Genomic DNA, 24312 nt, shown 5'->3' with positions numbered 1-24312 from the left:
TTTACTCATGCTCAAAAAAAGGCCCACGATCCGAGACCACTCAGCAGAAGCTAATCTGTTTGCTCGTCGCGCATTTGTGGGTTTTGTTTTTGTAACTCTACTGGTCGCGGTTTTACTTTCTAATTTATACACTATTCAAGTTGATGATCATCAAGATTATCAAACGCGTTCAAACGATAACCGTATTAAAGTTATCCCTATCGCCCCAAATCGTGGCTTAATTTATGACCGTAACGGTGTATTACTCGCAGAAAATAAACCGGTCTATAATTTAGAGGTCATACCTGAAGACGTTGATGACCTTGATGCGTCACTGGCAGCTTTAACACAATTTATAGATATTTCAGAGCAACAAAAAAATGATTTTCTCGATGATATAAAAAATAATCGTCGCTTTAAAAGCCAAGTGCTCAAGGCGCGTTTAAATGAAGAGGAAGTCGCTAAGTTTTCAGTTAATCAACACAAATACCCCGGTTTTAGTATCGAAGCTCGCTTAGCGCGTTACTACCCCTTTGGCGATACTCTTACGCATGCACTCGGTTATGTTGCAAAGCTTAATAAAAAAGAACTTTCTAAACTTATATCTGAAGATCAAGGCACTAACTATCGCGCAACTCACGATATTGGCAAGCTTGGCATTGAAAAATATTATGAGCGTTTATTACACGGCCAAGTAGGTTCACAGCGCGTTGAAGTTAATAACCGTGGTCGTATTATTCGCACATTAAGTATGACTGCACCTGAACCGGGCCACGATCTTGTACTAACGCTTGATATAGGTTTACAACAAATAGCTCAACATACTTTAAAAGATATGCGTGGCGCTGTTGTTGTTATGGATGCAAAAGATGGTGGAATACTCGCACTGTATTCAAACCCTAGCTATGACCCTAATTTATTTGTACACGGTATCAGTAGTAAAAATTATAAAGCACTATTAAACCCTGATCGCCCTTTAATAAACCGCACGACTCAAGGACGTTACGCCCCAGCTTCAACTGTCAAACCTCATATGGCAATTTTAGCCTTAGAGGAAGGCTTAGTCACTGAGCACACAAAAATGTGGGACCCTGGTTTTTTCCAAATACCTAATGTTGAGCACAAATGGCGAGATTGGAAGCGCTGGGGTCATGGCCATGTTGATGTCTATAAAGCCATTGAAGAATCATGCGATACTTATTTTTATGATGCTGCTTATCGTTTAGGGATCACAAAAATTAGTGATTTTATGGCGCAGTTTGGTTTTGGTGATTTAACGGGCATAGATATCCATGAAGAAACCACCGCTATTTTACCATCTAAAGAGTGGAAAGAAGGCCGTTTTAAAGAGTCATGGTGGCGTGGTGATACAATTTCTGTTGGTATTGGTCAGGGCTATTGGACAGCAACCCCCATTCAAATTGCTAACGCAACAAATATACTTGTTAATAAAGGCGAACATCGCCCACCTCACTTGGTACAAGTGGCAAAACAAGAAGACCAAGTAACACCGATTATAAATGAAGAAAAACCACCTGTTATCCTCAAGGATGCAAAGCATTGGCAAATAGCATTAGATGCAATGCATAACACGGTTCATAAAACGACAGGCACAGCTCATAAAGCATTCAAAGGTGTAAATTACGATCCTGCTGGTAAAACAGGCACCGCGCAATTAGTGAGCATAGCTCAAGGTGAGCGTTACGATGCTGACGCGATAAAAGAACGCCACCGCGACAACGCTATTTATATCGGCTTTGCCCCGTATAATGATCCACAAATTGTCGTATCCATTGTGGTTGAAAACACCGGCGGTGGCAGTAGCGTTGGCGCACCGATCGCTCGGCAATTAATGGATTACTATTTTTCAGCTAACCCCGTTAACCTCCTTAGCAATACAGGCCAGCAATGAAATTAAATGACAAGCGCTCTATTTGGGACAAATTGCATTTAGACTTGCCGTTACTGCTTGCCTTAATAGCTATGATGGTCGCCAGTTTAACAATTGTTTACAGCGCCAGCGGTCAAGACATGGCAATGATGGTTCGCCATGCTACACGTATGGCGGGCGCTATTATTGGCATGTTTATTTTAGCCCAATTCTCCCCCGCTACACTTAAACGCCTCGTCATCCCCTTATATTGTTTAGGTCTATTGATGCTTGTAGGTGTACTACTTTTTGGCGTCAGTTCAAAAGGCGCACAGCGCTGGCTTGATTTAGGCATTACGCGCTTCCAACCATCTGAACTAATGAAAATAGCAGTGCCTATGATGGTTGCGTGGTACATAGGTCGAAATCACTTACCACCGAGAGCATTGCATTTAGTTGTCGGCTTTACCATCGTGATGCTTCCAACATTACTTATTAAAGAGCAACCGGATTTAGGCACCTCTATATTAATCGCCAGCTCTGGTGTGTTTGTGTTATTTTTATCTGGATTAAGTTGGCGGCTTATCGGTTTTTTAACCGCTTTAGTCGCACTTGCGGCATGGCCATTTTGGCATTACGGTATGCACGCTTATCAAAAACAACGCGTGTTAACGCTGTTTAATCCTGAGAGCGATCCGCTTGGTTCTGGTTATCATATTATTCAATCAAAAATAGCCATTGGTTCAGGCGGCATTGAAGGCAAAGGCTGGTTGCAAGGAACTCAATCACAATTAGAATTTTTACCAGAGCGCCACACTGACTTTATTTTTTCAGTACTCAGTGAGGAGTTTGGTTTATTTGGCGTGTGCTTGCTGTTATGTATGTACCTATTTATTATTGGTCGGGGCTTATACATTGCCGTTAATGCGCAAGATGCTTTTGGCAAGCTATTAGCCGGTGCACTAACATTAACATTCTTTGTTTATATATTTGTTAACATTGGTATGGTCTCGGGCTTATTACCTGTTGTTGGCGTACCTCTGCCATTAATAAGTTATGGCGGAACATCCATGGTCACACTCATGGCTGGATTTGGTATTATTATGTCAATCGCCACGGATAAAAGGATGCTATTAAAATAATGCTTACGACGATTAAATTCTTTAGCATATCGCTTATCATTATAACCTTAACGGCTTGTAGTAGTTCAGGCAGTAAAACGGACCACAGCAGCCGTTATAGTATGCGTCATGACTCAGCACCTTTGCGCCCGCCTACACAACTTGAAATGCAAAATGCAGTCGTCACAGCTGTGACTAAAAGTGCCAGTGCAGGACGGCCATACACTGTTCGTGGGAAAGGTTATACGCCGATGCTTGATGAAACAGGTTACAGCGAAGAAGGCATCGCGTCATGGTATGGCCGTAAATTTCACGGCTACCATACCTCAAACGGCGAAGTCTATGATATGTTTGCTATGACAGCTGCGCACAAAACATTACCCTTACCAAGCTTTGTCAAAGTCACCAATACCAGCAATGGTAAGTCGGTTATTGTTCGTGTAAACGATCGTGGCCCTTTTCATGATGACCGCCTAATTGATTTATCTTATTCAGCCGCCTATAAATTAGGGTATTATCGTCAGGGTACAGCGAGGGTTAAGATTGAAGCGATTACTATGGCGGATTCGACTCTTCGCTTAAGTTATATTCAAGTGGCTGCGGGAAGTACATTAAAAAATATTGAAGCGTTAGCTTATACGCTGCGCCAGCAATACGCTTTGCCAACGAGTATTGTAGAAAAAGATAATATTTATCGACTTCGCTTAGGTCCAATTAAGGATGCAGAGCAAGCTCAACAAGTACTTGATAAATTAAAACAGAATCAATTTCAAAACGCGTTCTTGCTTTACAGTCAATAAGACCTTTAGAATGAGAAACGCGAATCTTTAACTTTAACCATTAATGAGTATGATGAAATCTATTAAATACAAAATTATAAGCGGAATGTGTGGCTTAGTTTGCTCAGCTGCCATTTTCTCAGCGACCGCTCAGGTCATGCCTGCACCTCCTCAAATTAATGCAAAAGGTTATTTCCTTGTTGATTTTACTACCGGTAAAGTAATCGCTGAGGGCGAACCTGATACACGTCTTGCGCCTGCTAGCTTAACAAAAATGATGACCAGTTATGTGATCGGCACTGAAATTAAAGCCGGTAACATCGCCCCAACGGACATGGTTACTGTTAGTGAAAAAGCATGGGCTAAAAACTTCCCTGAATCATCAAAAATGTTTATAGAAGTCGGTAAACAAATCAGCGTTGAAGATTTAAACCGTGGCATTATTATTCAATCGGGTAACGATGCCTGTGTTGCAATGGCTGAACACATTGCTGGCAGCGAAAGTGCCTTTGCTGATCTAATGAATGCGCATTCTGAAAAATTAGGTATGAGCAACACGCATTTTATCAATAGCCATGGTTTAGACACCAACGAGCATTTTACAACACCACGCGATATGGCCACATTAGGTGCTGCACTTATTCGTGATGTACCAGATGAATATGCTTTTTATGCTGAAAAATCATTTACCTTTAATGGTATAAAGCAATATAACCGTAACTCACTGTTATGGGACGAAAGTTTAGATGTAGACGGCATTAAAACGGGGCATACATCAGAAGCAGGTTATAGCTTAGTAACCTCAGCGACTAAAGATGAAATGCGCTTAATTGCTGTTGTTATGGGTACCTCAAGTGAACGTGCTCGCAAAGTAGAAAGTAAAAAATTACTTAACTACGGGTTTCGATTTTTTGAAACAATCACACCATATAAAGCCGGCGATAGTTTTGCTGAACAACGCATTTGGATGGGTAATAAAGAAAATGTATCGCTGGGTATTTTAGTTGATACACCGATCACAATTCCACGTGGCCAACGTAAAAATTTAAAAGCAGACTTTAAACTTGATAAAGTTCTAGAAGCACCACTGGCTAAAGGGTCTACAGTCGGCACTTTATCTTTAAAGCTTGAAGGCGAAGAAATTGCACAGTATCCTCTTGTAACACTTGAAGAAGTTGAAGAAGGTAGCTTCTTTAGCAAAATCTATGATTACTTACGTTTACAAATCATGTAAAACGTAACGAAAGAATATAAGCGCCTTGCACTGCAAGGCGTTTTTTTTTACTTTAAAAATGGTAGAATGCGCCCCATATCTAACCCGCAAGTAACCTGTAAGTAAATTGTATTGCGTAAATAGCCATTGATGGCGTCAAAAAATAATTTTTCACACCAAAATTTTTTAATGATAGCTTTGTTATAATTAAAATTATTGTGTAATACATGATTTTTTGCTACTTCGGATCAGTAATGTCTTAATACAATTATTATAAGGTCGATAATAGGTTATCTAATCTGATTATTGTTTAGTTATTTAAAGTACTAAACACACATTAAGTATGAGGAGTCAACGTCGTGGCTACACCTGTAAAAGATACTAAATTTGATGAATATTTAGAGTACCCTTGCCCATTTACGTTTAGAGTAATGGGTTTAGCGAACGTAAACTTAACTGATCAAATTCTAACTAAGTTACAACCAATTGCACCTGGCGATTACGCGCCAAAAGTAAAACCGAGCAGTAAAGGTAATTACGAGTCAGTTAGCTTAGTAGTAACGGTTACCAGTGGCGCTCATATTGAAGAAATCTATAACGTGATCAGTAATATTGATGACGTGCGTCATATGCTTTAAGCCATAATAGAGATTTATTGTGAACGAAAACACGTTAATAGTACGCCAACTTGGTCGAGCTCGCTACATGCCGATATGGCAGAAAATGCAAGCGTTTACCGATACGCGTGATGATGCAGTAGCTGATGAAATTTGGCTTGTTGAACATGATCCCGTATTCACGCAAGGCCAAGCAGGTAAAGACGAGCATGTACTTGCCCCTGGCGACATTGAAGTGATCAAAGTTGATCGTGGTGGTCAAGTGACTTACCACGGACCGGGTCAACAAATGATGTATGTACTATTTAACTTACGCCGCTTAAAAATAGGCGTGCGTGAACTGGTGACATGGCTTGAAGAGTGTATTATAGATACACTCAATGACTACGGCATTAGTGCTTATGCTAAAGCTGATGCGCCAGGTGTGTATGTAAACGATAGTAAAATTGCTTCACTAGGGCTTCGCGTTCGTCGCGGTTGCTCTTTTCATGGCCTTGCACTAAACGTAAGTATGGACATGAGCCCATTTTTACGTATAAACCCTTGTGGTTATGCGGGTATGAATATGGTGCAAACAACCGATTTAAACGGCCCACAAGACCTTGAACAAGCAGGTAATGGACTCGTTAAACACATGATAAAAAAGCTTAATGCAACTGAAGTTAAGTTTACTGAAGGGTTTGAAAACGAATGAATAAGCCAGTCAAGATGGAACCAGGGGTAAAACTGCGCGACGCTGAAAAAATGGCGTTGATCCCAGTAAAAGTATTACCGACTGAAAAAAATGAAATGCTACGTAAGCCCGAGTGGCTAAAAATTCGTTTGCCTAAATCAACTGAACGGATCGATGGCATTAAACAGGCAATGCGCAAACACGGTCTTCACTCAGTCTGTGAAGAAGCATCATGCCCAAACTTATCAGAGTGCTTTAACCACGGTACAGCAACCTTTATGATCTTAGGTGCTATCTGTACACGTCGTTGCCCATTTTGTGACGTTGCACACGGCCGTCCATTAACACCAGACGCCGCAGAACCTGAAAAATTAGCGCTGACAATCAGAGACATGAAGCTAAGCTATGTGGTGATCACCTCAGTTGACCGTGATGACTTACGTGATGGTGGCGCGCAACATTTTGCTGATTGTATTCGTGAAATTCGTAAATACAACCCGACTATCACTATCGAAATTTTAGTGCCTGATTTTCGTGGTCGTATGGACCGCGCGCTTGAAATTCTAATCGAAACACCACCAGATGTGTTTAACCACAACTTAGAAACTGCGCCGCGTTTGTATAAACTTGCGCGCCCTGGTGCTGATTACAAATGGTCATTAGAATTATTGCGTCGTTTTAAAGAAGCACACCCAGAAGTTAAAACTAAATCTGGTTTAATGGTAGGTCTTGGCGAAGAAATTAGCGAAATCGAGGAAGTGCTTCGCGATTTACGTGCTCACAACGTAGATATGCTAACTGTCGGCCAATATTTACAGCCTTCAAAGCACCATTTACCAGTAAAACGTTACGTACCACCAGCAGAGTTTGATGCACTTAAAGTGTACGCCGATGAAATTGGTTTTACTCATGCAGCCTCTGGCCCATTTGTTCGTTCAAGTTATCACGCTGATCAGCAAGCTGCAGGTAAAGAAGTGAAATAATCATTTCTACACAATTGAAAAAGCCGTTAGTAATGAGTTAAGCAACTAGCGGCTTTTTTGTGACTGCAATGCAATAAACTGCTGCACATTTTTTACTTCTCTAGGCATGACTGCACGCTCGTGGGCATGTAATTGCGCTAATTTAATCTCTGATAATGGCGTTTTAGCACTGACTAAAGTTAGCTCTAAATTAGGTTGCACATGACTAAATACATAGTGAACTCGTGCAATATGGAACTCTGAGCTGACCAAAGTGGCCGCAGTTATATTTTCCGCTGCGAGTAGTGGCTTAGTGAGTAATGCATCCTCAAAGGTAAAGCGGCTCAGCGCCACCGGTAAAAAAGCAGATTCAGGTATACCTAGTTCAATTAAATAACGTTTAGTATATTCACCATGAGCATGGTTAGTGGTATTAAAATGCGCTCCAAATCCACCTGTACACAAAATCTTAGCGGGCATTTTTAGATAAGTTTGATAAGCCTGCTCACAACGGCTTTTTGCTATCAATGACAAACTGCCGTCATTATTATTTGGCCCACCTAAAACAATTATTGCTGTTTTAATTACGCTATTCGTCACTGCTTTCATTTCGCCACTCTCAATTGTTCTTTTTTCTTTGGCTATCAGCTTAAAACTATTTTTGCTGTTTGTAATTAATCATTAGGTCAAACTGCTTTTCCTTGAGACAATCACGTTAGTTATTTTTAAACCATGGTTCATATAATGAAACTATTAGTTAGAAACTTATCTCGCACTATTACTGAGCATGAAATTCGCACTCTTTTTACTGAGCACGGTAAAGTAGCCGATTGTAATTTAGTACTTGATAAAGAAACAGGCCAATCAAAAGGCTTTGCCTTTGTTGAAATGCCTAATGATGCTGAAGCTTCTGTAGCAATTAAAGCATTAAATCAAAGCACTGTAGATAAAAGTAAAATCCGAGTAAAAAAAGCTGACGCTTAATACCAATCTGCATAAATATTTGAACAATTTAACGAATTAAATCACGCTATAGCGTCGTTAAAATTTTTATTTAGAACAACTAGATATAAAAATTTTTGCCTAGGGCGTGTTGACCTTTCGTGATTGATTTTGCAGCAGACTGTTTGGTATTTAGGCAAGGTATAGCCTATGTAGTGTGGTTGTTCCCCATAAATAGGCGATAACGCAGTATAAATGCCAAACATGCGCTGCCCAAAGGGTTCTTCCTAGGGGCGATTGACTCTTTGTTGCTCGGTTTTGACTTAGCCCGCTAGGTTACAAACCTCGCGCCGCGATTAAATCGCCCCTAGATTGAACAAATTTCAATCCACAAAGGTCAACACGCCCTAGTTATAGCGCAATTTTTTGTCATTAAATAGACTCCATATCTATCCAGATTGGTATAACGCGTAAAGTGACATACCAGCTTTATAATGTACGGGAGTTTAGCTTGCTAAAATACAGTGTTTTATTTAATTGGTATGCCATTATTTTAATGGTAATAACGTAATAGACTTTACTTGAATGACCGCGTTACCACCTTCATCATCTTTTAAATCAGGCACTAAATAAACCGCACTTACATGCGCTTTAATAATACCTAAATCCTTTGAATTCGTTGGCGTCCAGCTAGGTCGATTAAAATCAGCAACATTAATACATGCGCTTACCCACTTTTTGGCTTTAGGCAAAATATGTTGATAGTGCGCATAACTTTTATCGCCCTTCCCACCGTATTCTTTTTGAGATAATTTTACCACTAAATCACGACTGCTTTGATAGGTAAGCTGTATTGTCTCAGCGCCCTTTAAGTCACCTTTTGGTAGATCATAAATCAGCTCCACCCACGAGTTATTTTTGGCATCCACGCGAGGCACTCGCGAGAAATTAACCCAAATTGCCCCCTCTGACAGCAAACTCGCTTTTGTTAGTGCTTTACTTCCATGCGGATCGGTGGCGTAACGCCAGTCTTGCTCAGTTAAAGTGTTTTTCGTTAAGCTAGTTTCATCTTGCAAGCATGTGTTTGTTGCATGAACAGAAAATGGTAATAAGCTAAAAAATAAAATACGTAGTGATCGGTTAAACACGCAAAATCCTTATTAAGAGTTTTTTTGAGTATACCTTAAAGCTGGATTAATTAAAGGCACAAAAAATGGGCAGTTAAGCCCATTCTTTTAGCGAAAAGATGCAATTATGCTTCAGATTCGTCTTCTTCTTCCTCATCAACAGGCTCTTGACGCTGTGCAGCGCGTGCGATGATTTCAACGTAGAAGGACGTTAAGCCTTGCTTTTCAATTTCACTGATAGAATTATTTATCTCAGCAACATGCACTACTTGTGCATCGTCTGCTGTATTACCAAACTTACAATCAAATGCCCAGTAGTCAGCATCAAATGGTAAGGTTTTGTTACGCTCTCTTTTCAAATATTTTTTTACTTCATGCTTTGCAGCATCAACCATACGTGGATATTTGATTTTCTCGTGATTCAGCGTGAATGTTTTCTTCATTACGTTCCTAATTACCTTTATTAAATGATAATGGTATTTATGAAACACCATTTGAGGTCATTATAGCAATTGCATTTAATTTTTGGATGCTTTTTTTACACTAAAGTAAATTAATTAGTCTAGTGTCAAAATATGACACATTAATGTCAAGCTTGAGATAAGTGCAACGGCTGATGAAGTGCTTCATTATTAAGGCTGTCGTAAAAAGCTGCCGCATCCATTTGTGGGTTATCGAGCTGAGTTTCTTTATGTTGGTGGCGTTTACGGGTGACTAATTCACAGTTATCAATAATATTTAGTGGGATATGAATTTTATCATCACGAATAGCTAACGGTTCTGGCGCTAGACATGCACGTAATCGAAGGTCACTCATCCCACCATCATTAAGGCGTTGCGCATTATGTTGGCCAATCAACATATCAAACTCTGTTGGTGCAAGTACTTGTTTTGGCCCTGCTCCTAATTTTTTACGCAATTGATCTTCATCTTCAACAACAACATTCGCATCTATGGGCGTTTTAGGAAGATGAAACTGACTAAAATCTAACGCATCATGAGAAAGCATTGCCAATAGCAAAGCAAACTCGCCACGACGTGATTCACTCACACTTATGGCAAGACGATTGTTAAGTTGACTCTCTGTGATTAACAAATCATCGATTTGCATAGACTTTAGCCGATTAAAGTAGGTAATAGATATTTATCGGCTTTATTTCATTTTTCTTTAGCTTTTTTCTTTACTTAAATGCTGATTTTGCTATTATCAGCGCCGTTGCATTGGAGGGGTTCCCGAGCGGCCAAAGGGATCAGACTGTAAATCTGACGGCTCAGCCTTCGCTGGTTCGAATCCAGCTCCCTCCACCACTTTTCTTACCGCTAAGTTAAGTGGGGCCAAATGCGACAAAATTAGTGTGGAGGGGTTCCCGAGCGGCCAAAGGGATCAGACTGTAAATCTGACGGCTCAGCCTTCGCTGGTTCGAATCCAGCTCCCTCCACCACTTTTCTTTCTAGCTTTGCTAGTTCTAGACTTACTTTTTCTAATTTTATTCCTTATTAATCAAATACCCATTGTAAACTTGCACCGTGTTGTTTTAACCACTTTGTTGCTTGCTTATAGTTCGGGTAAAATTCACTAACGCGTAGCCAAAATGGCGCACTGTGATTTAAGTACTTCAAGTGTGCAAGCTCATGCACAATTACATAATCAATAATGTACTGTGGTGCACTGACTAACAATAAATTAAAGGTAAGTTCCCTGCGTCGATTACAACTACCCCAACGTCGTTTATAAGTTTGGATCCGAATACTGCTAGGCAGCGCTTCTGCCATTTTCAAACAGTAATCATTAACCCGCATTTCAATGTAACTTTCTAACTGTTCGTGTAAAAAGGTTTCTAATAATGTTTGATACATTAATTGTTGATGCTTAACTCGACCAGAAATACTGAGTTGCAAAGTGGTCACAGGCTGATTTTTCACTAACAACCAATGGCTACGATTACTTACAGCAAAAGTTAATTGTACAACATCATCAAAAACAACCACCCGATTATTTTTTAATGGGTATTGCCTTGTGTCTAATTGCTGGCTTTGCTTGGTAATTTGCACATTGATCCAATCTGTTTTACTCAACAACCAACTCTCAAGCTCTTTTTTAGCAACACCTATAGGTGCATAAACTGTCACAGCCTGCTGATGAACTTTAATTGCCACGGTTTTACGACGGCGACTGCGCTTTAATGTGTATTCAAACAAATTTAACTCTTAGTGCTACGGTGAGCAATATGGAATAATTTTCGAGTTATTATATTACCTTGCAAAAAAACTGCTAACCTATAATTAAGAATAATTTAAAAAGCAGCATCCGATTATGCCTGATAAGCCTTGTTGTAAGTATACCTCCCCCGATGGGCATCAATGCCAGGAAATAGATATGGGCTCAGGTTTTTGTTTTTGGCATGATAATAAGTTTGATAAATCGGGCCTTGAGCTGAGTCACAAATTAGAACGTTATGCTAAAAAAGGAGGTTTATTGCAAGGTCTTCAGTTACAGCGTGCAAACTTAACAGGCTTAAGCCTAATAAAGCATGATGATGAAGAAGGATTTGATTTATCTTACAGTAATTTTTATCGAGCAAATTTAAGTGGTGCTCACCTATTTAATAATACAATCGCACACAGCTCATTAATGAAAGCAAATTTACGTGAGGCTAACCTGCACTACTGTAACTTGCAACATACTAATTTATTAGGAATTAAGCTGGACAACACGCGCATTGATAAAATTGATTTAGGTGTTGAATTATTACAAGAGAGCCAAGCTAAAACAGCCCTTAAACAATCAGATCGCAACACTGCGCTAGACCTATTTGAGCAATCTGAAGAAATATTTAGAAACCTACGTAAAGCATCGGAACAACAAGGTCTTTTCGAGCTCGCTGGTAACTTTACCTATAAAGAATTAAGAATGCGCCATGCGCAATACCCCAAAGGCTCTAAAAAACAATTAGCATCCAGTGCTATCAACTTATTGTGTGGATATGGCGAAAAACCTGAAAACGTCATTAGGTTTAGCTTAGGCTTAATCATTTTTTGTGCATTTTGCTACTTTATCTTTGGCGTTGTATATGCCGGAGAAACGCTCCAACTAAATTTATCCGCTTCTTTCAATGATAACTTATCAGCATTACTCAATAGTTTTTATTTTAGTGTTGTTACATTTACGACGTTAGGCTACGGCGATATTACGCCAACCGGATTTTCTCGTTTTATCGCCGCTGTAGAAGCATTTTGCGGTAGTTTCTCATTAGCTTTATTCGTAGTTGTCTTTGTAAAACGTATGACTCGCTAGGCTTCTTTCAAGTTGAAAGAATAATAAATTACAGGTTTGGGCAAAACTCGCTATAAAAACAACTGTTAATAATGCTAAAGTTATAACCTATATAATGTAGTGCACTGATTTTAAGTGCTTTGCTTTTGTTAATTTCTGTCGCATTCCATGAGTGAACTTATTGGATAAGCCATATTTTGAGCCATTATGCTTGCAACGTTTTTTATTACGAATCAAGACCCTAGTTTAATTATAAATGGTGTTTTTAACCCTTTTTTGGTGACGCTATCAATTTTAACGGCCATTTTTGCGGCCTATTTCTCTGCATATTTAATTGATCTGGCAAAAGAAACACGCTTTAAGAGCTATCAAAGGCTCGCAAATTCAACCGCTGCGCTCGTGCTCTCTGGTGGTATTTGGAGTATGCACTTTATTGGTATGTTAGCTTTTTCTTTGTGTACTAATATTAGCTACGACCCTGCAATCACTTTCCTCTCTTTTATTCCTGCTTTTTTGGCTTGTTTAACGGCTATTTCTTTATTAGTTAAAAGTAATAAAAAATTCATAGATTTACTCGTACCATCCGTTTTGTTAGGCGCAGGTATCGGGACCATGCATTATAGTGGGATGGCAGCAATGGAGTTGAGCCCGCTACTTCGGTATGACCCACTCATGTTTGGTTTATCAATTATTGTGGCTGTCGTACTTGCGTTTATATCCTTGTACACACGTTTTAATATCAGCCAGCATTTCCCTAAATTTACAGTTATTCAAGCAAGGCTGATCAGTGCGATTATTCTCGGGTTTGCCGTTGCGGGCATGCACTATATGGGAATGGCCGCCACACGATTTGTTGCAACATCCCCATTATTAAATGACAGTAGCAAAGATTCACAACTTACCTTTGTGGCCATCAGTGTCGTTTTTTCTACCATGCTTTTAACGGCAATTGTAGCTATTATAAACGGCATGGTTCGCTACCGGATGTTGTTAGAAGAAAAAACAGGTAACGAATCACGCTTAGAAGCCATTTTATCCACAGCGATTGATGGCATAGTTACAATTGATCACCTTGGCCATATACTAAGCTTTAATAATGCTGCAGTAGGTATTTTTGGATGGAGTGAAGCCGAAGTTCGAGGAAAAAATGTTAAAATGCTGATGGCTGATGACATTGCTAATCATCATGATGATTATCTTTCTAAAGCAGACCATATTGATTTAGGGAAAGTTATTGGCATTAATCGTGATGTGTTCGCAAAACATAAAAATGGTCACTTATTCCCTATCCGACTTGGCATAGGTGAAGTCAACCAACCTGGTCATAATTCCTTGTTCGTTGGCTTTATCACAGACTTAAGCGAACAGCGCACCCTACAACAAAACCTAGTCAAAAAAGAGCAACAATATCGCTCTTTAATGGACAATATGCCTGGTGTTGTTTTTCGCTGCCATATAAATGAACAATGGAGCATGATTTTTATCAGCCCTAGTATTCATGAACTAACTGGTTACATACCCTCTGAGTTTATTAATAAAAATATCGAGTTTGGTAATTTACTTTATAAAGATGATATTCCACATATTAACGAAGCAATTGATCAGGCGATTACAGATAAATCGCAATATTCAATTGAATATCGAGTACGCCACCGTAACGGAAATCTAATTTGGGTACTTGAGAAAGGTAGTTTTGAATTTAATGAGCATGGCGTAGCTATTTGGATTGACGGTGTGCTTGTTGATATAAGCGAGCGACGAAAATACGAAGATAAGCTTAAGCTCGCCAAAATAGCCGCAGAAGATGCAGCGCAAGCTAAGCAGTCCTTTATGGCAAATATGAGCCATGAAATTCGTACACCAATGAATTCAATCATTGGCTTTAGTGACTTATTGATGGACACTCCGCTTGATCAGGAGCAGCAAAAACATTTGATCACCGTAAATAATGCAGCACGCTCACTACTGCGCTTACTTAACGAGATCCTCGATTCTGCAAAACTTGAAAAAGGGAAACTGACTATTGAGCCTGTGCATTTTAACCTCCAACCTATGCTCGACAGCATTATCTCAACGTTCTGGTTAGAAGCCAAAAAGAAAGATCTAGCGTTAAACCTTACCATCAAATAGTCAGTGCATACTGCCTACTATGGGGATCCCGATAGAATCAGGCAAGTACTCACAAACTTAATTGGCAACGCAATTAAATTTACAGAAAAAGGGACTGTGGATGTAACCGTGAGTACGACTCAAAACAATTATTTATTTTTTGAAGTGCAAGATACTGGTATTGGTATTGCCAAAGATCGCCTTAAAGCTGTATTCCAGCCATTTGAACAGGCTGATGGCACCACGACCCGTCGCTTTGGTGGAACAGGCCTTGGCACAACTATTAGCAAACAACTCGTCGAATTAATGGGCGGCTCTATTAATCTAGTCAGCGAAGAACATAAAGGCAGCTGTTTTTTCTTTTCACTCCCACTTGGTGAAGGAGATGAAAGTTTAATTAACTACTTTGATGGCCTACATACACAATTACCTCCTTTGCGTATTTTAGTGGTTGACGATATTGAGCAAAATGTTGAGCTACTGCGTTTATTACTTTCTCGAGATAAGCATACCGTCAGCACCGCGTGTAATGGTTTAGAGGCGCTGGCCATTTTTGAGCAACAAGACTTTGATGTTATTTTGATGGATATTCATATGCCTGAATGTGATGGCATCACAGCAACGCAAAAAATACGTAAAATAGAGCAGCAACGACAGTTAAAAAACGTGCCTATTATTGCGCTAACAGCCAGTGTTTTACAGCAAGATAAGCTAACAGCGAAAAAAGCGGGAATGAACGGATTTGCGAATAAACCGGTTGATATAAACCAACTAAACCAAGAAATTTCGCAAGTTTTGGGTTTTGGACTGAAAAAAGAAACCTTGATTGCCCACACAGATCCAACAGCGCTGCACATAGATTTCAAAAAAGGGCAGCTGCTTTGGGGCAGTAAATGTAAGCAGTTGACACAAATTCAGCGTTTTTTAAAAGAACAACACCCACTTTACGACACTATGTTTAAAAATGGCTTAGCTGCATTAAAAAATGCTAATAGCACACTACACACCCTTAAAGGCTTATCGGGTAATTTAGGTTTACCAACCATGATGAAGCTTTTCTCCGAAATAGAAAAAAGCCAAACATTACAGCAACAAACTCAACTCATTAGACAATTACAAACAGAGTTAAATACGGTGAGTCAGCTTTTAATCGAGAAGACATCATCTTGCATGCCACACCATGAACCTGAAAAAAACACACGCGAGTTATCACTCAGTGAACTTAAATCAATGTGTGAACTACTTTTCAAAGACGCTGAAAACGCCGAGCTTAACGATGAGTTCTTAGCAAAAATAGCCGCTGGTGCACCACAGATTTATCAAAGTGAAGTTACTGCCTTAGTAGAATCTTTTGACCTATTTGATTTTGATAATGCCCAAAGTAACCTTAAATTATTAATTGAACGACTTAATCAGACTGATAATATGGAAACACAATGATGGACTTAATAACTGAGCGCCCAAGAATCCTTATTGTTGACGATGAACCCGCCAACTTAAAAGTAATGCGTGAAGTCTTAAGCAAACATTATCGTCTATCGTTTGCTAAATCGGGAGATGCCGCACTCGCATTAGTTGAAAAAGAACCACCTAAGCTTATACTACTTGATATCATGATGCCTGATATGAATGGCTTTGAAGTATGTCAACGCCTTAAGAGCAACCCTACAACTACACATATCCCGATTATTTTTGTTACTGCATTGAGTGATGAAAGCGATGAGTTTAAAGGCTTTGAATTAGGCGCGGTTGATTACATAACCAAGCCAATCAGCCCTGCAATCGTTCGTGCAAGAGTAAAAACACACTTATCACTCATTCAGGCTGAGCAATTAAAATTAGCCCATGTAGATTTAGTTCACCGTTTAGGGCGAGCCGCAGAATATAAAGACACCGATACAGGTGAGCACATTGTTCGGATGAGTAAATACAGTAAAATTCTTGCACTTGCCTATGGCATGCATGAAGAGCATGCTGAGCTGTTAAAGCAAGCGGCACCAATGCATGACATTGGGAAAATCGGGATCCCTGATGCGATATTGCTCAAGCCAGGAAAACTAACGGCAAGCGAGTTTGATTATATGAAAGAGCACGCTCAAATAGGTGCGCAAATTCTTGAAAACTCTTCGTCACCTTTGCTTCAATTGGCCCACTTACTTGCGATAGAACATCATGAGAAATGGGATGGTTCAGGTTACCCTAACGGTTTGCAAGGCAAAAACATATCTATTGAAGGCCGTATTGTTGCGATTGCCGATGTATTTGATGCATTGACCTCAAAACGCCCCTATAAAGAGCCATGGCCTATTGAAGATGCACTAAAATTTTTGCAAGAACAAGCCGGCGTTCATTTTGACCCTGAGCTTGTCCATTTATTTACAGCGCAAATTGATGCGATTATGGATATTTACTCAACCTATCAAAACTAATTATTGAGGTGGCCTGCAATATACTGATAGTCATGTGATGTGATCTCATGGCTATTACCGCTATTATCTTTAAAATACACCGAAAAAGTTACTTTATAATCAGCCAGCACCGTTTTTATATTTAAGTCTTTCAGATGTTTCAACCACGCCAAAAACTGCTCTCCTGTCGCACCAAAAGCAATCCCTTTACTTGTGCCCTCACCTTCAAAAAGAGCAAGTCTGACAGTTGCCCCTCGATCCTCTAACGTTAATGGGCCTGTGCCTTCATTCCAAAAAGCCAGCTCTGGGATCACTGTAAAACCCAACACTGATTCGTACCAAATAAGCGACTCGGCAAGGTTTGCCACATTTAAATGGCAATGATCGACCCCAACTAACAATGGACACGTCATAGTTCTTTCCCCACTTCTGACTTTAACTGCTCTATAAACGCCAACATATAATCAGTCCGGCGCTTTGCTTCCGTTTTCGCTGAAGGCGTGTTCATACTTTTTGCGATGTGAAGTAACTTAATAAAAAAATGATCGAGTGTATATAGTGTGTCATCCGCTTTACGCTGTTGGCAAAATGGATCTTGCGGGTGATATAAATGTCGGCTGATTGACCCACCAACCTTCATACAACGGCTAACGCCTATTGCACCTAATGCATCCATACGGTCAGCATCTTGCACAATCTGTGCTTCTACCGATTGTATTTGTATATTAGCGCTAAAACTGTGGGCAACAATCGCATGATGAATGGCAGTAAAAAATTGCTGGTCATACCCTATTGAAGCTAAGAAAGAAATCGCTTTATCTGCTGCCATCGTTGACGCTTTCGCACGATCAGGGTGGTTTTTCGCAACGGCTACACAATCATGTAGCCATGCAGCAGGAAGTACCACTGCCATATTGGCTTGCTCTGCAATGCAAAGCTGCTTTGCTACGCGTACGACTCTTTCAATATGGGTAATATCGTGAGCAACATCGGCACACACAACTTCAGTAATAAACCCTTTACAAGCAATTTCGAGTTGTTGTAATGACACCGGTAATGGAATTTCTTGGTTCATAAATAACGTCGTTTCAAATTAAAACAATCAATTGCAGTTACTTTACCGTGCTTATAGGGGCTTGTGCAAAACATTCATTGTATGTTCGCCCTTGCTTCACTAAAATAGCCTGCTAATTTATCTGTAATGAGAAGCCCAATGTCATCTGCCGTATACCTACAAGCTGGTCGTGAAAAATCACTAAAAAGAAAACACCCATGGTTGTTTTCAAAAGCCATAAAAAAAATAAAAGGTAAACCTGGGTTAGGTGATACGGTAACTATCCATGATAACGATGGTAAATTTTTAGCAACTGCCGCCTACAGCCCACACTCACAAATTAGAGCCCGAGTATGGAGCTTTGACGAAAAAGAAATCATTGATCAGGCATTTTTTGAGCGTCGTTTACGTCGTGCATTCGACGCACGCGAACAAGTAATCATTGAAGGTGGTTTAACTGGGTTTCGCTTATGTGCTGCGGAGTCTGATTTTCTGCCAGGCGTTACTATTGATAAATTTGATAATGTACTCGTTTGTCAGTTATTAAGTGCTGGCGCTGAGCGTCATAAAGGTGAAATTGTAGGCGCATTAATCAGTATTTTCCCTGGTTGTGATGTGTATGAGCGCTCAGATGTTGAAGTACGCACCAAAGAAGGTTTAGAACCTACGATGGGTGTATTATGGGGTAATAAACCTGAGCAGCCTGTATTAATAGAAGAAAACGGTTTTAAAATCGAAGTTGATATTCTTGAAGGTCACAAAACAGGTTTTTACCTTGACCAACGCGACAGCCGTGCAGCCCTTGAACGTTTTTCTAAAGATAAAAAAGTACTTAACTGCTTTAGCTACACAGGTACATTTTCATTGTACGCATTACGTGGTGGCTGTGAGCATGTTACTAATGTTGATGTATCACAACCAGCCCTAGATACTGCTAAACGCAATATTGAGCATAATAATCTTGATCTCAGTAAAGTGGACTTTGTTAAGCAAGACGTATTTAAATTATTACGTCAATACCGTGAAGACGGCGTGCTTTTTGATACAGTCGTTATGGATCCACCAAAATTTGCGGATAATAAAGCCCAGCTTACTGGTGCGTGTCGGGGTTATAAAGATATCAACATGATTGCAATGCAAATACTTAAACCTGGCGGCACATTGCTCACTTTTTCATGTTCGGGGTTAATGGAACAAAACTTGTTTCAAAAAGTGGTTGCTGATGCAGCTCTTGATGCTGGTAAAGACTTATTGATTATGGAACGTTTAAACCAAGCAGCCGATCACCCGATTGCTGGCAGCTACCCTGAAGGTTTTTACTTAAAAGGCTTGATCTGTAAAGTTTACTAATCGCTAGTTAAAATGCATGATTTCAAGTCCTGCTGTGACCGTGCCATCGTTTTCTTTGCTGGCGCGGATCACTTTAGCGGTCGCATCAAGCGGCGCTATATTTGCGCTTGTCGAATTAATATTCACTCTTACAATTGTGCCCACTTCAAGTAACTCATCTAAATGTACTGACAATCCTGTCGCACTTAAATCCACACACACCGCATCAAAATGCTGATCTGAAATTGGCTCTATTGTTACTAATTTTGCTTGTGCGTTGATCTGCATACGTTTGAAATTACGTTGTTCTTCATTAAGCATACTGTTCTCCTAAACGACCGTGTTTATTTTTTCTAATAATCCACCCACTGAAAAGGGTTTTACGACATAAGCGTCACAACCCGCTTCAAAGCCGGCTTTTTGCTCTTGTTCTGACTCTAATCCCGATACCATAACAACAGGTATATGACGCGTTTCTGGCGTATTTTTCAACATCCTACATGTATCATAACCATCTAATCCCGGCATACACACGTCAAGCAAAATTACATCTGGTGGATTGGCTATCGCTGATGATAAACAGTGAGTTCCAGAATCAGCATAACTTAGTTCAAAACTTGCTGATAGTGCGCCTTTAAGCATTTCAAAATTAAAGTACTCATCATCAACAACAAGCAAACGTAGATTTTTTTTATCTGCTGAGGGCATAGCAAATATTTGTTCCTTCATTATGTTCAAAAATAAATCCTTCCTTTAAGGTACTCAGCTTGCAATAAAATGCAAGCTTAAATATTGATCAATCATGCTCTTTTAATGCATTCAGAACCCTCTTTCCTGATATCGGGTAAGGTGTCCCTAACGTTTGTGCAAATAAGGATACTCTCAGTTCTTGCTGCATCCAAAAAATTGTCTGTAACGACTCTGGAATAGGCATCCCTTGTGGTATCTTTTTAAGGTACTTTTGATACTCCTGCGCTACTTTATCTAATTCAAGCACGCATAATCTGTCACGGTTTGGGTCAACAGGTAGTTTCTCTAAACGCTTTTCTATTGCTTTTAAATAACGGATTAAATCACTTAATTTATCTGCCCCGTGATTGGATACAAACCCCTTAAACACTAGAGATTCTAATTGGCTTTTAATATCGCCGTGCGCCGTGATCATGGTTAAATCTACACGCCCTTTCATCTTTTTATGCAACGCATGCGCAATACTTAATACTTGCTCCACTTGCGTTGCAATAGCAACGACAGTATCGCCTAACTCTCCACGGACCTGTTCCTTTACTTGTTCAAACGCATGCTCTGTTCGTACATCACCGAGTTTTACGAGCAAACTATCTACCCCTGCTGCAATACAATCATCAATTAAATCAGCGACTTTACCAAATGGATTGAAATATAGACCTAATTTAGCTTTGTTGGGTAAGTTTTGTTGTAAATATTTTATCGGCGAAGGAACATTAAGTAACACTAATCGACGTAAACCTTGCTGATGAGCAGCGTGTGCTTTGATCTCATTATCAAACAACTCAACTGCTGCAGATGATTTTTTATCCACCAGTGCCGGGTATGCTTTTATCTCATACTGGCCTTGTTTTTTCACATACGAGAGCGGTAATTTACCAAAATCCCATGTCAGTAAATCGCTCTTTTCAATGCCTTTGTCAGCCACTTTTGATAGGGTTTGCGTCACTTTACCTTGCAGCTGTGCTTTTAATTTAGCTAAATCCATACCATGTGCTAACACCCCCCCTTTTTCATCGCGTACTTCAAACTGCAAACGTAAATGAGTGGCAAGGGTTGTTAAATCCCATGCATCAGGCTCGACCTTAACGCCGGTCATACGCAACAATCGTGTGCTTAACGCTTCCAGTAAGTTCCCCTGCATAGGCTCTATAGCAGCCAATACCGCATCTGCATAGTTGGGTGCGGGTACAAAGTTACGACGCAACGATTTAGGAAGTGACTTAATTAAGCCACAAATTAATTCATGACGAAATGCAGGTATATGCCAGTCAAAACCGCTTTCTTGCACTTGGTTTAATAGTGCGACAGGAATTTGCACTGCTACACCATCAACTGCTTGGCCTGGATCAAAGTGGTAATTCAGCGGTAACATTAAATTACCTTGCTGCCATAGATCGGGATAATCAAACTCAGTAATGCTGTCTGCACCGTGCTGCATCAAATCATCACGGGTCATTTGTAAATAATGTTTGTTTTGCTGCTTTTGCGTTTTATACCATTTGTTAAATGCCGTTCGATTATTAATATCGCTCGGAATTTTTTTATCGTAAAACGTATATAAAGTTTGTTCGTCGACTAAAATATCGCGGCGTCGGCTTTTATTCTCAAGTGTTTGAATATCTTCAATCAACTCGCGGTTGAATTGTAAAAAACCTTCGTTTTGGCCTAAGTCCTGTTCAACAAGCGCGCTACGAATAAATAACTCGCGACTCACTTTAGGATCTATATTGCTGTACACACAGCGGCGCTTTGAAACAATGATCAACCCATATAATACTTGCTGTTCAAATGCGATGACTGCGCCTGGTTTTTTCTCCCAGTGCGGTTCACTGTAACTGCGTTTTACTAAATGTTGTGCTAACGGCTCAACCCAATCAATATTTATTTTGGCATTGACGCGCGCATATAATTTACTGGTTTCAACAAGCTCAGCCGACATTAACCACTTAGGGCTCTTTTTAAACAATCCTGAACCTGGGAAAATATGAAATTGACTGTTTCGTGCGCCTTTATACAGTTGCTTTTCATCTTTAAAACCAATGTGACTAAGCATGCCACTGAGTAATGCTTGATGCACTTTATCGCCATCAGCCACGTTTGTTGTGGCTTTCATGCCCATTTCGTTGCATACCGTACTTAGCTGATAAACAATGTCTTGCCATTCGCGAATACGCATATACGCGAGCATATCTTTTTGACACAACTTCCTAAACTGGCTATTACTTAGTTCACTTTGCTGCTCTTCTAGGTAATTCCATAAATTTAAAAAGGCAATAAAATCTGAATCAGGGTCGTCAAATCGGCCATGTTTTTCGTTGGCCGCTGCACGTTTTTCTTGCGGCCGCTCTCGTGGGTCTTGTATCGATAGCGCCGCAACAATAACAATCACTTCACGTAATGCACCTAACTTATGCGCCGTTAACACCATTTTAGCCAACCGTGGATCAACGGGTAAACGGCTCAATTCTAAGCCTGACTTAGTTAGCTGAGTGTCGCGATTACTCTTGGTCGGTTTAACGGCTTCGAGCTCTTCTAATAATGTTAAGCCATCGTTGATATTACGGCTGTCCGGCGCTTGTACAAACGGAAATTGCGCCATGTCACCTAGGCCTAATCCCAACATTTTTAAAATAACAGACGCTAAGTTAGTACGTAGTATTTCTGGGTCAGTAAATTCTGGACGCGAATTAAAATCATCTTCAGCGTATAAGCGAATACAAATACCGGCTTCAACACGCCCGCAACGCCCTTTACGCTGGTTTGCACTGGCTTGTGATATTGGCTCAATTGGTAAACGCTGCACTTTAGTGCGGTAGCTGTAACGACTAATACGCGCCGTGCCTGGGTCAATTACATAACGAATACCCGGTACAGTTAATGATGTTTCAGCCACGTTAGTTGACAAAATTATATGACGACGGCTATGCGGAGCGAAAATTCTGTTTTGCTCTGCATTTGATAATCGCGAATAAAGTGGGAGCACATCAGCCCCTTTTAAATTACGTTTACTCAATGCATCAGCAGTATCTCGAATCTCCCGTTCACCATTTAAAAAGATTAATATGTCACCAGGGCCTTCTTGGCACAACTCATCAACGGCATCAAAAATACCTTGTAGCTGATCGCCTTCGGCTTCCATATTCTCTTTGTCAATTTCAATCAATGGCCTATAACGTACATCAACTGGGAATGTCCGCCCTGAAACCTCAATAATTGGCGCATCATTAAAATGTTTTGAAAAGCGCTGTGGATCAATGGTTGCAGATGTAATAATAACTTTTAAGTCTGGGCGCTTTGGTAATAAGTTTTTTAAATAACCTAAAATAAAATCGATATTTAAACTGCGTTCGTGAGCTTCATCTATAATGATAGTATCGTATTGATTTAAAAATCGATCTTGCTGAATTTCGGCAAGTAAAATACCGTCAGTCATCAATTTTATATAACTATTATTAGACACTTGATCACTAAAACGGATTTTAAAACCTACTTGCTGACCAAGCTCACATTGCATTTCATGGGCAATACGATCCGCAACGGTTCGCGCGGCTAAACGCCGTGGCTGGGTATGCCCGATGTAACCATCAACACCACGACCCAGCTCTAAACACATTTTAGGTATCTGTGTGGTTTTACCTGAACCGGTTTCACCAGCGATGATCACCACTTGGTTATTCGCTATCGCCTGTTTAATATCATTTTTTTTCTGACTAACAGGCAGCTGTTCTGGGTAAGTAACTTTTGGCAATTGAGCTAAACGCACCTCACGCAATTGTTGACTGCGCGCAATGTCAGCGGTGATCTTTTCAAGCACTGCAATTTGTTTTGTTTCATCAGTTATTTTTTTTATGCCATGAAGGCGTTTTTTAAAGATGAATTGATCTTTTCTTAAGCACGTTTTGAGTTCACCAAATAATTGACCTAGGTTTACCACCCCGACTACCTTATAAATTTGAATTAAAGACGCGCAATTATAGCAAACTTCACCGCTGTGGTTAACTTTGCTGCAATATTAAATTTTATAATATATGCCCAAATCAGCTCAAGCTAAAATCAATGATAGTGCCGATTCTGGCTTGCCCAACTTTGCATCAGTGATATGCTA

The 24312-nt window shown here is 40.0% G+C and carries 21 protein-coding genes, 2 tRNA genes and 1 pseudogene; 14 read left to right on the top strand and 10 right to left on the bottom strand.

What is annotated here, in order from left to right; all coding sequences use genetic code 11:
• Positions 1-7: 7 nt before the first annotated feature.
• The 7 genes from mrdA (at position 8) to lipA (ending at position 7235) form a co-directional block, all read left to right on the top strand.
• Positions 8-1891 carry a penicillin-binding protein 2 gene (gene mrdA / locus A7967_RS03210; protein ID WP_054206337.1) on the top strand — a complete coding sequence of 628 codons (1884 nt, stop codon included), beginning with the start codon at positions 8-10 and terminating at the stop codon, positions 1889-1891.
• Complete coding sequence (gene rodA, locus A7967_RS03205) at positions 1888-2991, top strand: rod shape-determining protein RodA (protein ID WP_054206336.1); 1104 nt, start codon at positions 1888-1890, stop codon at positions 2989-2991. Before mrdA ends, rodA begins: the two co-directional genes overlap by 4 nt.
• A complete protein-coding gene (locus A7967_RS03200) occupies positions 2991-3770 on the top strand; it encodes a septal ring lytic transglycosylase RlpA family protein (protein ID WP_054206335.1) in 780 nt (259 codons plus the stop codon). The genes rodA and A7967_RS03200 overlap by 1 nt, the downstream gene beginning before the upstream one ends.
• A gap of 52 nt (positions 3771-3822) precedes the next feature.
• Entirely contained in the window at positions 3823-4983 is a 1161-nt protein-coding gene (locus tag A7967_RS03195) for a serine hydrolase (protein WP_054206334.1), read from the top strand.
• A gap of 338 nt (positions 4984-5321) precedes the next feature.
• Positions 5322-5600, top strand: coding sequence for a DUF493 family protein YbeD (gene ybeD, locus A7967_RS03190; protein WP_054206333.1), 279 nt, complete (start codon positions 5322-5324; stop codon positions 5598-5600).
• 19 nt (positions 5601-5619) lie between these two features.
• Positions 5620-6273, top strand: a complete 654-nt coding sequence (gene lipB, locus A7967_RS03185; RefSeq protein ID WP_082355694.1) for a lipoyl(octanoyl) transferase LipB — start codon at positions 5620-5622, stop codon at positions 6271-6273.
• Positions 6270-7235, top strand: coding sequence for a lipoyl synthase (lipA, locus tag A7967_RS03180; RefSeq protein WP_054206332.1), 966 nt, complete (start codon positions 6270-6272; stop codon positions 7233-7235). Before lipB ends, lipA begins: the two co-directional genes overlap by 4 nt.
• A 45-nt stretch (positions 7236-7280) precedes the next feature.
• On the opposite strand, the gene A7967_RS03175 is transcribed toward lipA, so the two are convergent.
• Complete coding sequence (locus A7967_RS03175) at positions 7281-7823, bottom strand: YdcF family protein (RefSeq protein ID WP_231659090.1); 543 nt, start codon at positions 7821-7823, stop codon at positions 7281-7283.
• Positions 7824-7958: 135 nt separating this feature from the next.
• Here A7967_RS03175 and A7967_RS03170 point away from each other — a divergent pair, with 135 nt between their 5' ends.
• Complete coding sequence (locus A7967_RS03170) at positions 7959-8198, top strand: RNA recognition motif domain-containing protein (RefSeq protein WP_054206331.1); 240 nt, start codon at positions 7959-7961, stop codon at positions 8196-8198.
• Between the two features lie 506 nt (positions 8199-8704).
• Here the strand turns inward: A7967_RS03170 and A7967_RS03165 are convergent.
• The 3 genes from A7967_RS03165 to A7967_RS03155 form a co-directional block, all read right to left on the bottom strand.
• Positions 8705-9304 (bottom strand): hypothetical protein, encoded by a 600-nt coding sequence (locus A7967_RS03165; protein WP_231659088.1) that lies wholly within the window; start codon positions 9302-9304, stop codon positions 8705-8707.
• 104 nt (positions 9305-9408) lie between these two features.
• Entirely contained in the window at positions 9409-9726 is a 318-nt protein-coding gene (locus A7967_RS03160) for a DUF6172 family protein (protein WP_054206330.1), read from the bottom strand.
• A 146-nt stretch (positions 9727-9872) separates the two neighbouring features.
• Complete coding sequence (locus A7967_RS03155) at positions 9873-10394, bottom strand: VC2046/SO_2500 family protein (RefSeq protein WP_054206329.1); 522 nt, start codon at positions 10392-10394, stop codon at positions 9873-9875.
• A gap of 112 nt (positions 10395-10506) precedes the next feature.
• Here A7967_RS03155 and A7967_RS03150 point away from each other — a divergent pair.
• Both A7967_RS03150 and A7967_RS03145 read left to right on the top strand, forming a co-directional pair.
• Positions 10507-10591 (top strand) — tRNA-Tyr (locus A7967_RS03150).
• Between the two features lie 49 nt (positions 10592-10640).
• Positions 10641-10725, top strand: a tRNA-Tyr gene (locus A7967_RS03145).
• Positions 10726-10780: 55 nt separating this feature from the next.
• On the opposite strand, the gene A7967_RS03140 is transcribed toward A7967_RS03145, so the two are convergent.
• A complete protein-coding gene (locus tag A7967_RS03140; RefSeq protein ID WP_054206328.1) occupies positions 10781-11482 on the bottom strand; it encodes a M48 family metallopeptidase in 702 nt (233 codons plus the stop codon).
• A 115-nt stretch (positions 11483-11597) separates the two neighbouring features.
• On the opposite strand from A7967_RS03140, the gene A7967_RS03135 reads away from it, so the two are divergent.
• The 3 genes and pseudogenes from A7967_RS03135 to A7967_RS03125 all read left to right on the top strand — a co-directional run bounded on the left by A7967_RS03135 (position 11598) and on the right by A7967_RS03125 (position 17095).
• Positions 11598-12578: an ion channel gene (locus A7967_RS03135; protein WP_054454944.1), complete on the top strand. Its 981-nt coding sequence runs from the start codon at positions 11598-11600 to the stop codon at positions 12576-12578.
• A 186-nt stretch (positions 12579-12764) separates the two neighbouring features.
• Positions 12765-16106 (top strand): annotated as a pseudogene (locus A7967_RS03130) (MHYT domain-containing protein).
• Positions 16106-17095: a response regulator gene (locus A7967_RS03125; RefSeq protein WP_054206325.1), complete on the top strand. Its 990-nt coding sequence runs from the start codon at positions 16106-16108 to the stop codon at positions 17093-17095. Before A7967_RS03130 ends, A7967_RS03125 begins: the two are co-directional and overlap by 1 nt.
• On the opposite strand, the gene A7967_RS03120 is transcribed toward A7967_RS03125, so the two are convergent.
• Together A7967_RS03120 and A7967_RS03115 are read right to left on the bottom strand one after the other, a co-directional pair.
• Positions 17092-17487 (bottom strand): VOC family protein, encoded by a 396-nt coding sequence (locus tag A7967_RS03120; RefSeq protein WP_054206324.1) that lies wholly within the window; start codon positions 17485-17487, stop codon positions 17092-17094. The genes A7967_RS03125 and A7967_RS03120 overlap by 4 nt on opposite strands.
• Positions 17484-18149: an HD domain-containing protein gene (locus A7967_RS03115; RefSeq protein WP_054206323.1), complete on the bottom strand. Its 666-nt coding sequence runs from the start codon at positions 18147-18149 to the stop codon at positions 17484-17486. The genes A7967_RS03120 and A7967_RS03115 overlap by 4 nt, the downstream gene beginning before the upstream one ends.
• Positions 18150-18287: 138 nt before the next feature.
• Between A7967_RS03115 and A7967_RS03110 the strand changes: the two genes are divergently transcribed.
• Positions 18288-19478 carry a class I SAM-dependent methyltransferase gene (locus A7967_RS03110; protein WP_054206322.1) on the top strand — a complete coding sequence of 397 codons (1191 nt, stop codon included), beginning with the start codon at positions 18288-18290 and terminating at the stop codon, positions 19476-19478.
• A 3-nt stretch (positions 19479-19481) separates the two neighbouring features.
• On the opposite strand, the gene A7967_RS03105 is transcribed toward A7967_RS03110, so the two are convergent.
• The 3 genes from A7967_RS03105 to hrpA form a co-directional block, all read right to left on the bottom strand.
• Positions 19482-19778 (bottom strand): PilZ domain-containing protein, encoded by a 297-nt coding sequence (locus A7967_RS03105; protein WP_054206321.1) that lies wholly within the window; start codon positions 19776-19778, stop codon positions 19482-19484.
• A gap of 9 nt (positions 19779-19787) precedes the next feature.
• Positions 19788-20186, bottom strand: a complete 399-nt coding sequence (locus A7967_RS03100) for a response regulator (protein ID WP_231659092.1) — start codon at positions 20184-20186, stop codon at positions 19788-19790.
• Positions 20187-20253: 67 nt separating this feature from the next.
• A complete protein-coding gene (gene hrpA, locus A7967_RS03095; RefSeq protein WP_054206320.1) occupies positions 20254-24141 on the bottom strand; it encodes an ATP-dependent RNA helicase HrpA in 3888 nt (1295 codons plus the stop codon).
• Positions 24142-24312: the final 171 nt, after the last annotated feature.

This window comes from Pseudoalteromonas neustonica, assembly GCF_001653135.1.
Lineage (GTDB): Bacteria > Pseudomonadota > Gammaproteobacteria > Enterobacterales > Alteromonadaceae > Pseudoalteromonas > Pseudoalteromonas neustonica.
Note: the sequence above shows the minus strand (reverse complement) of the source record. Positions and strands in the feature narration are given on the sequence as shown.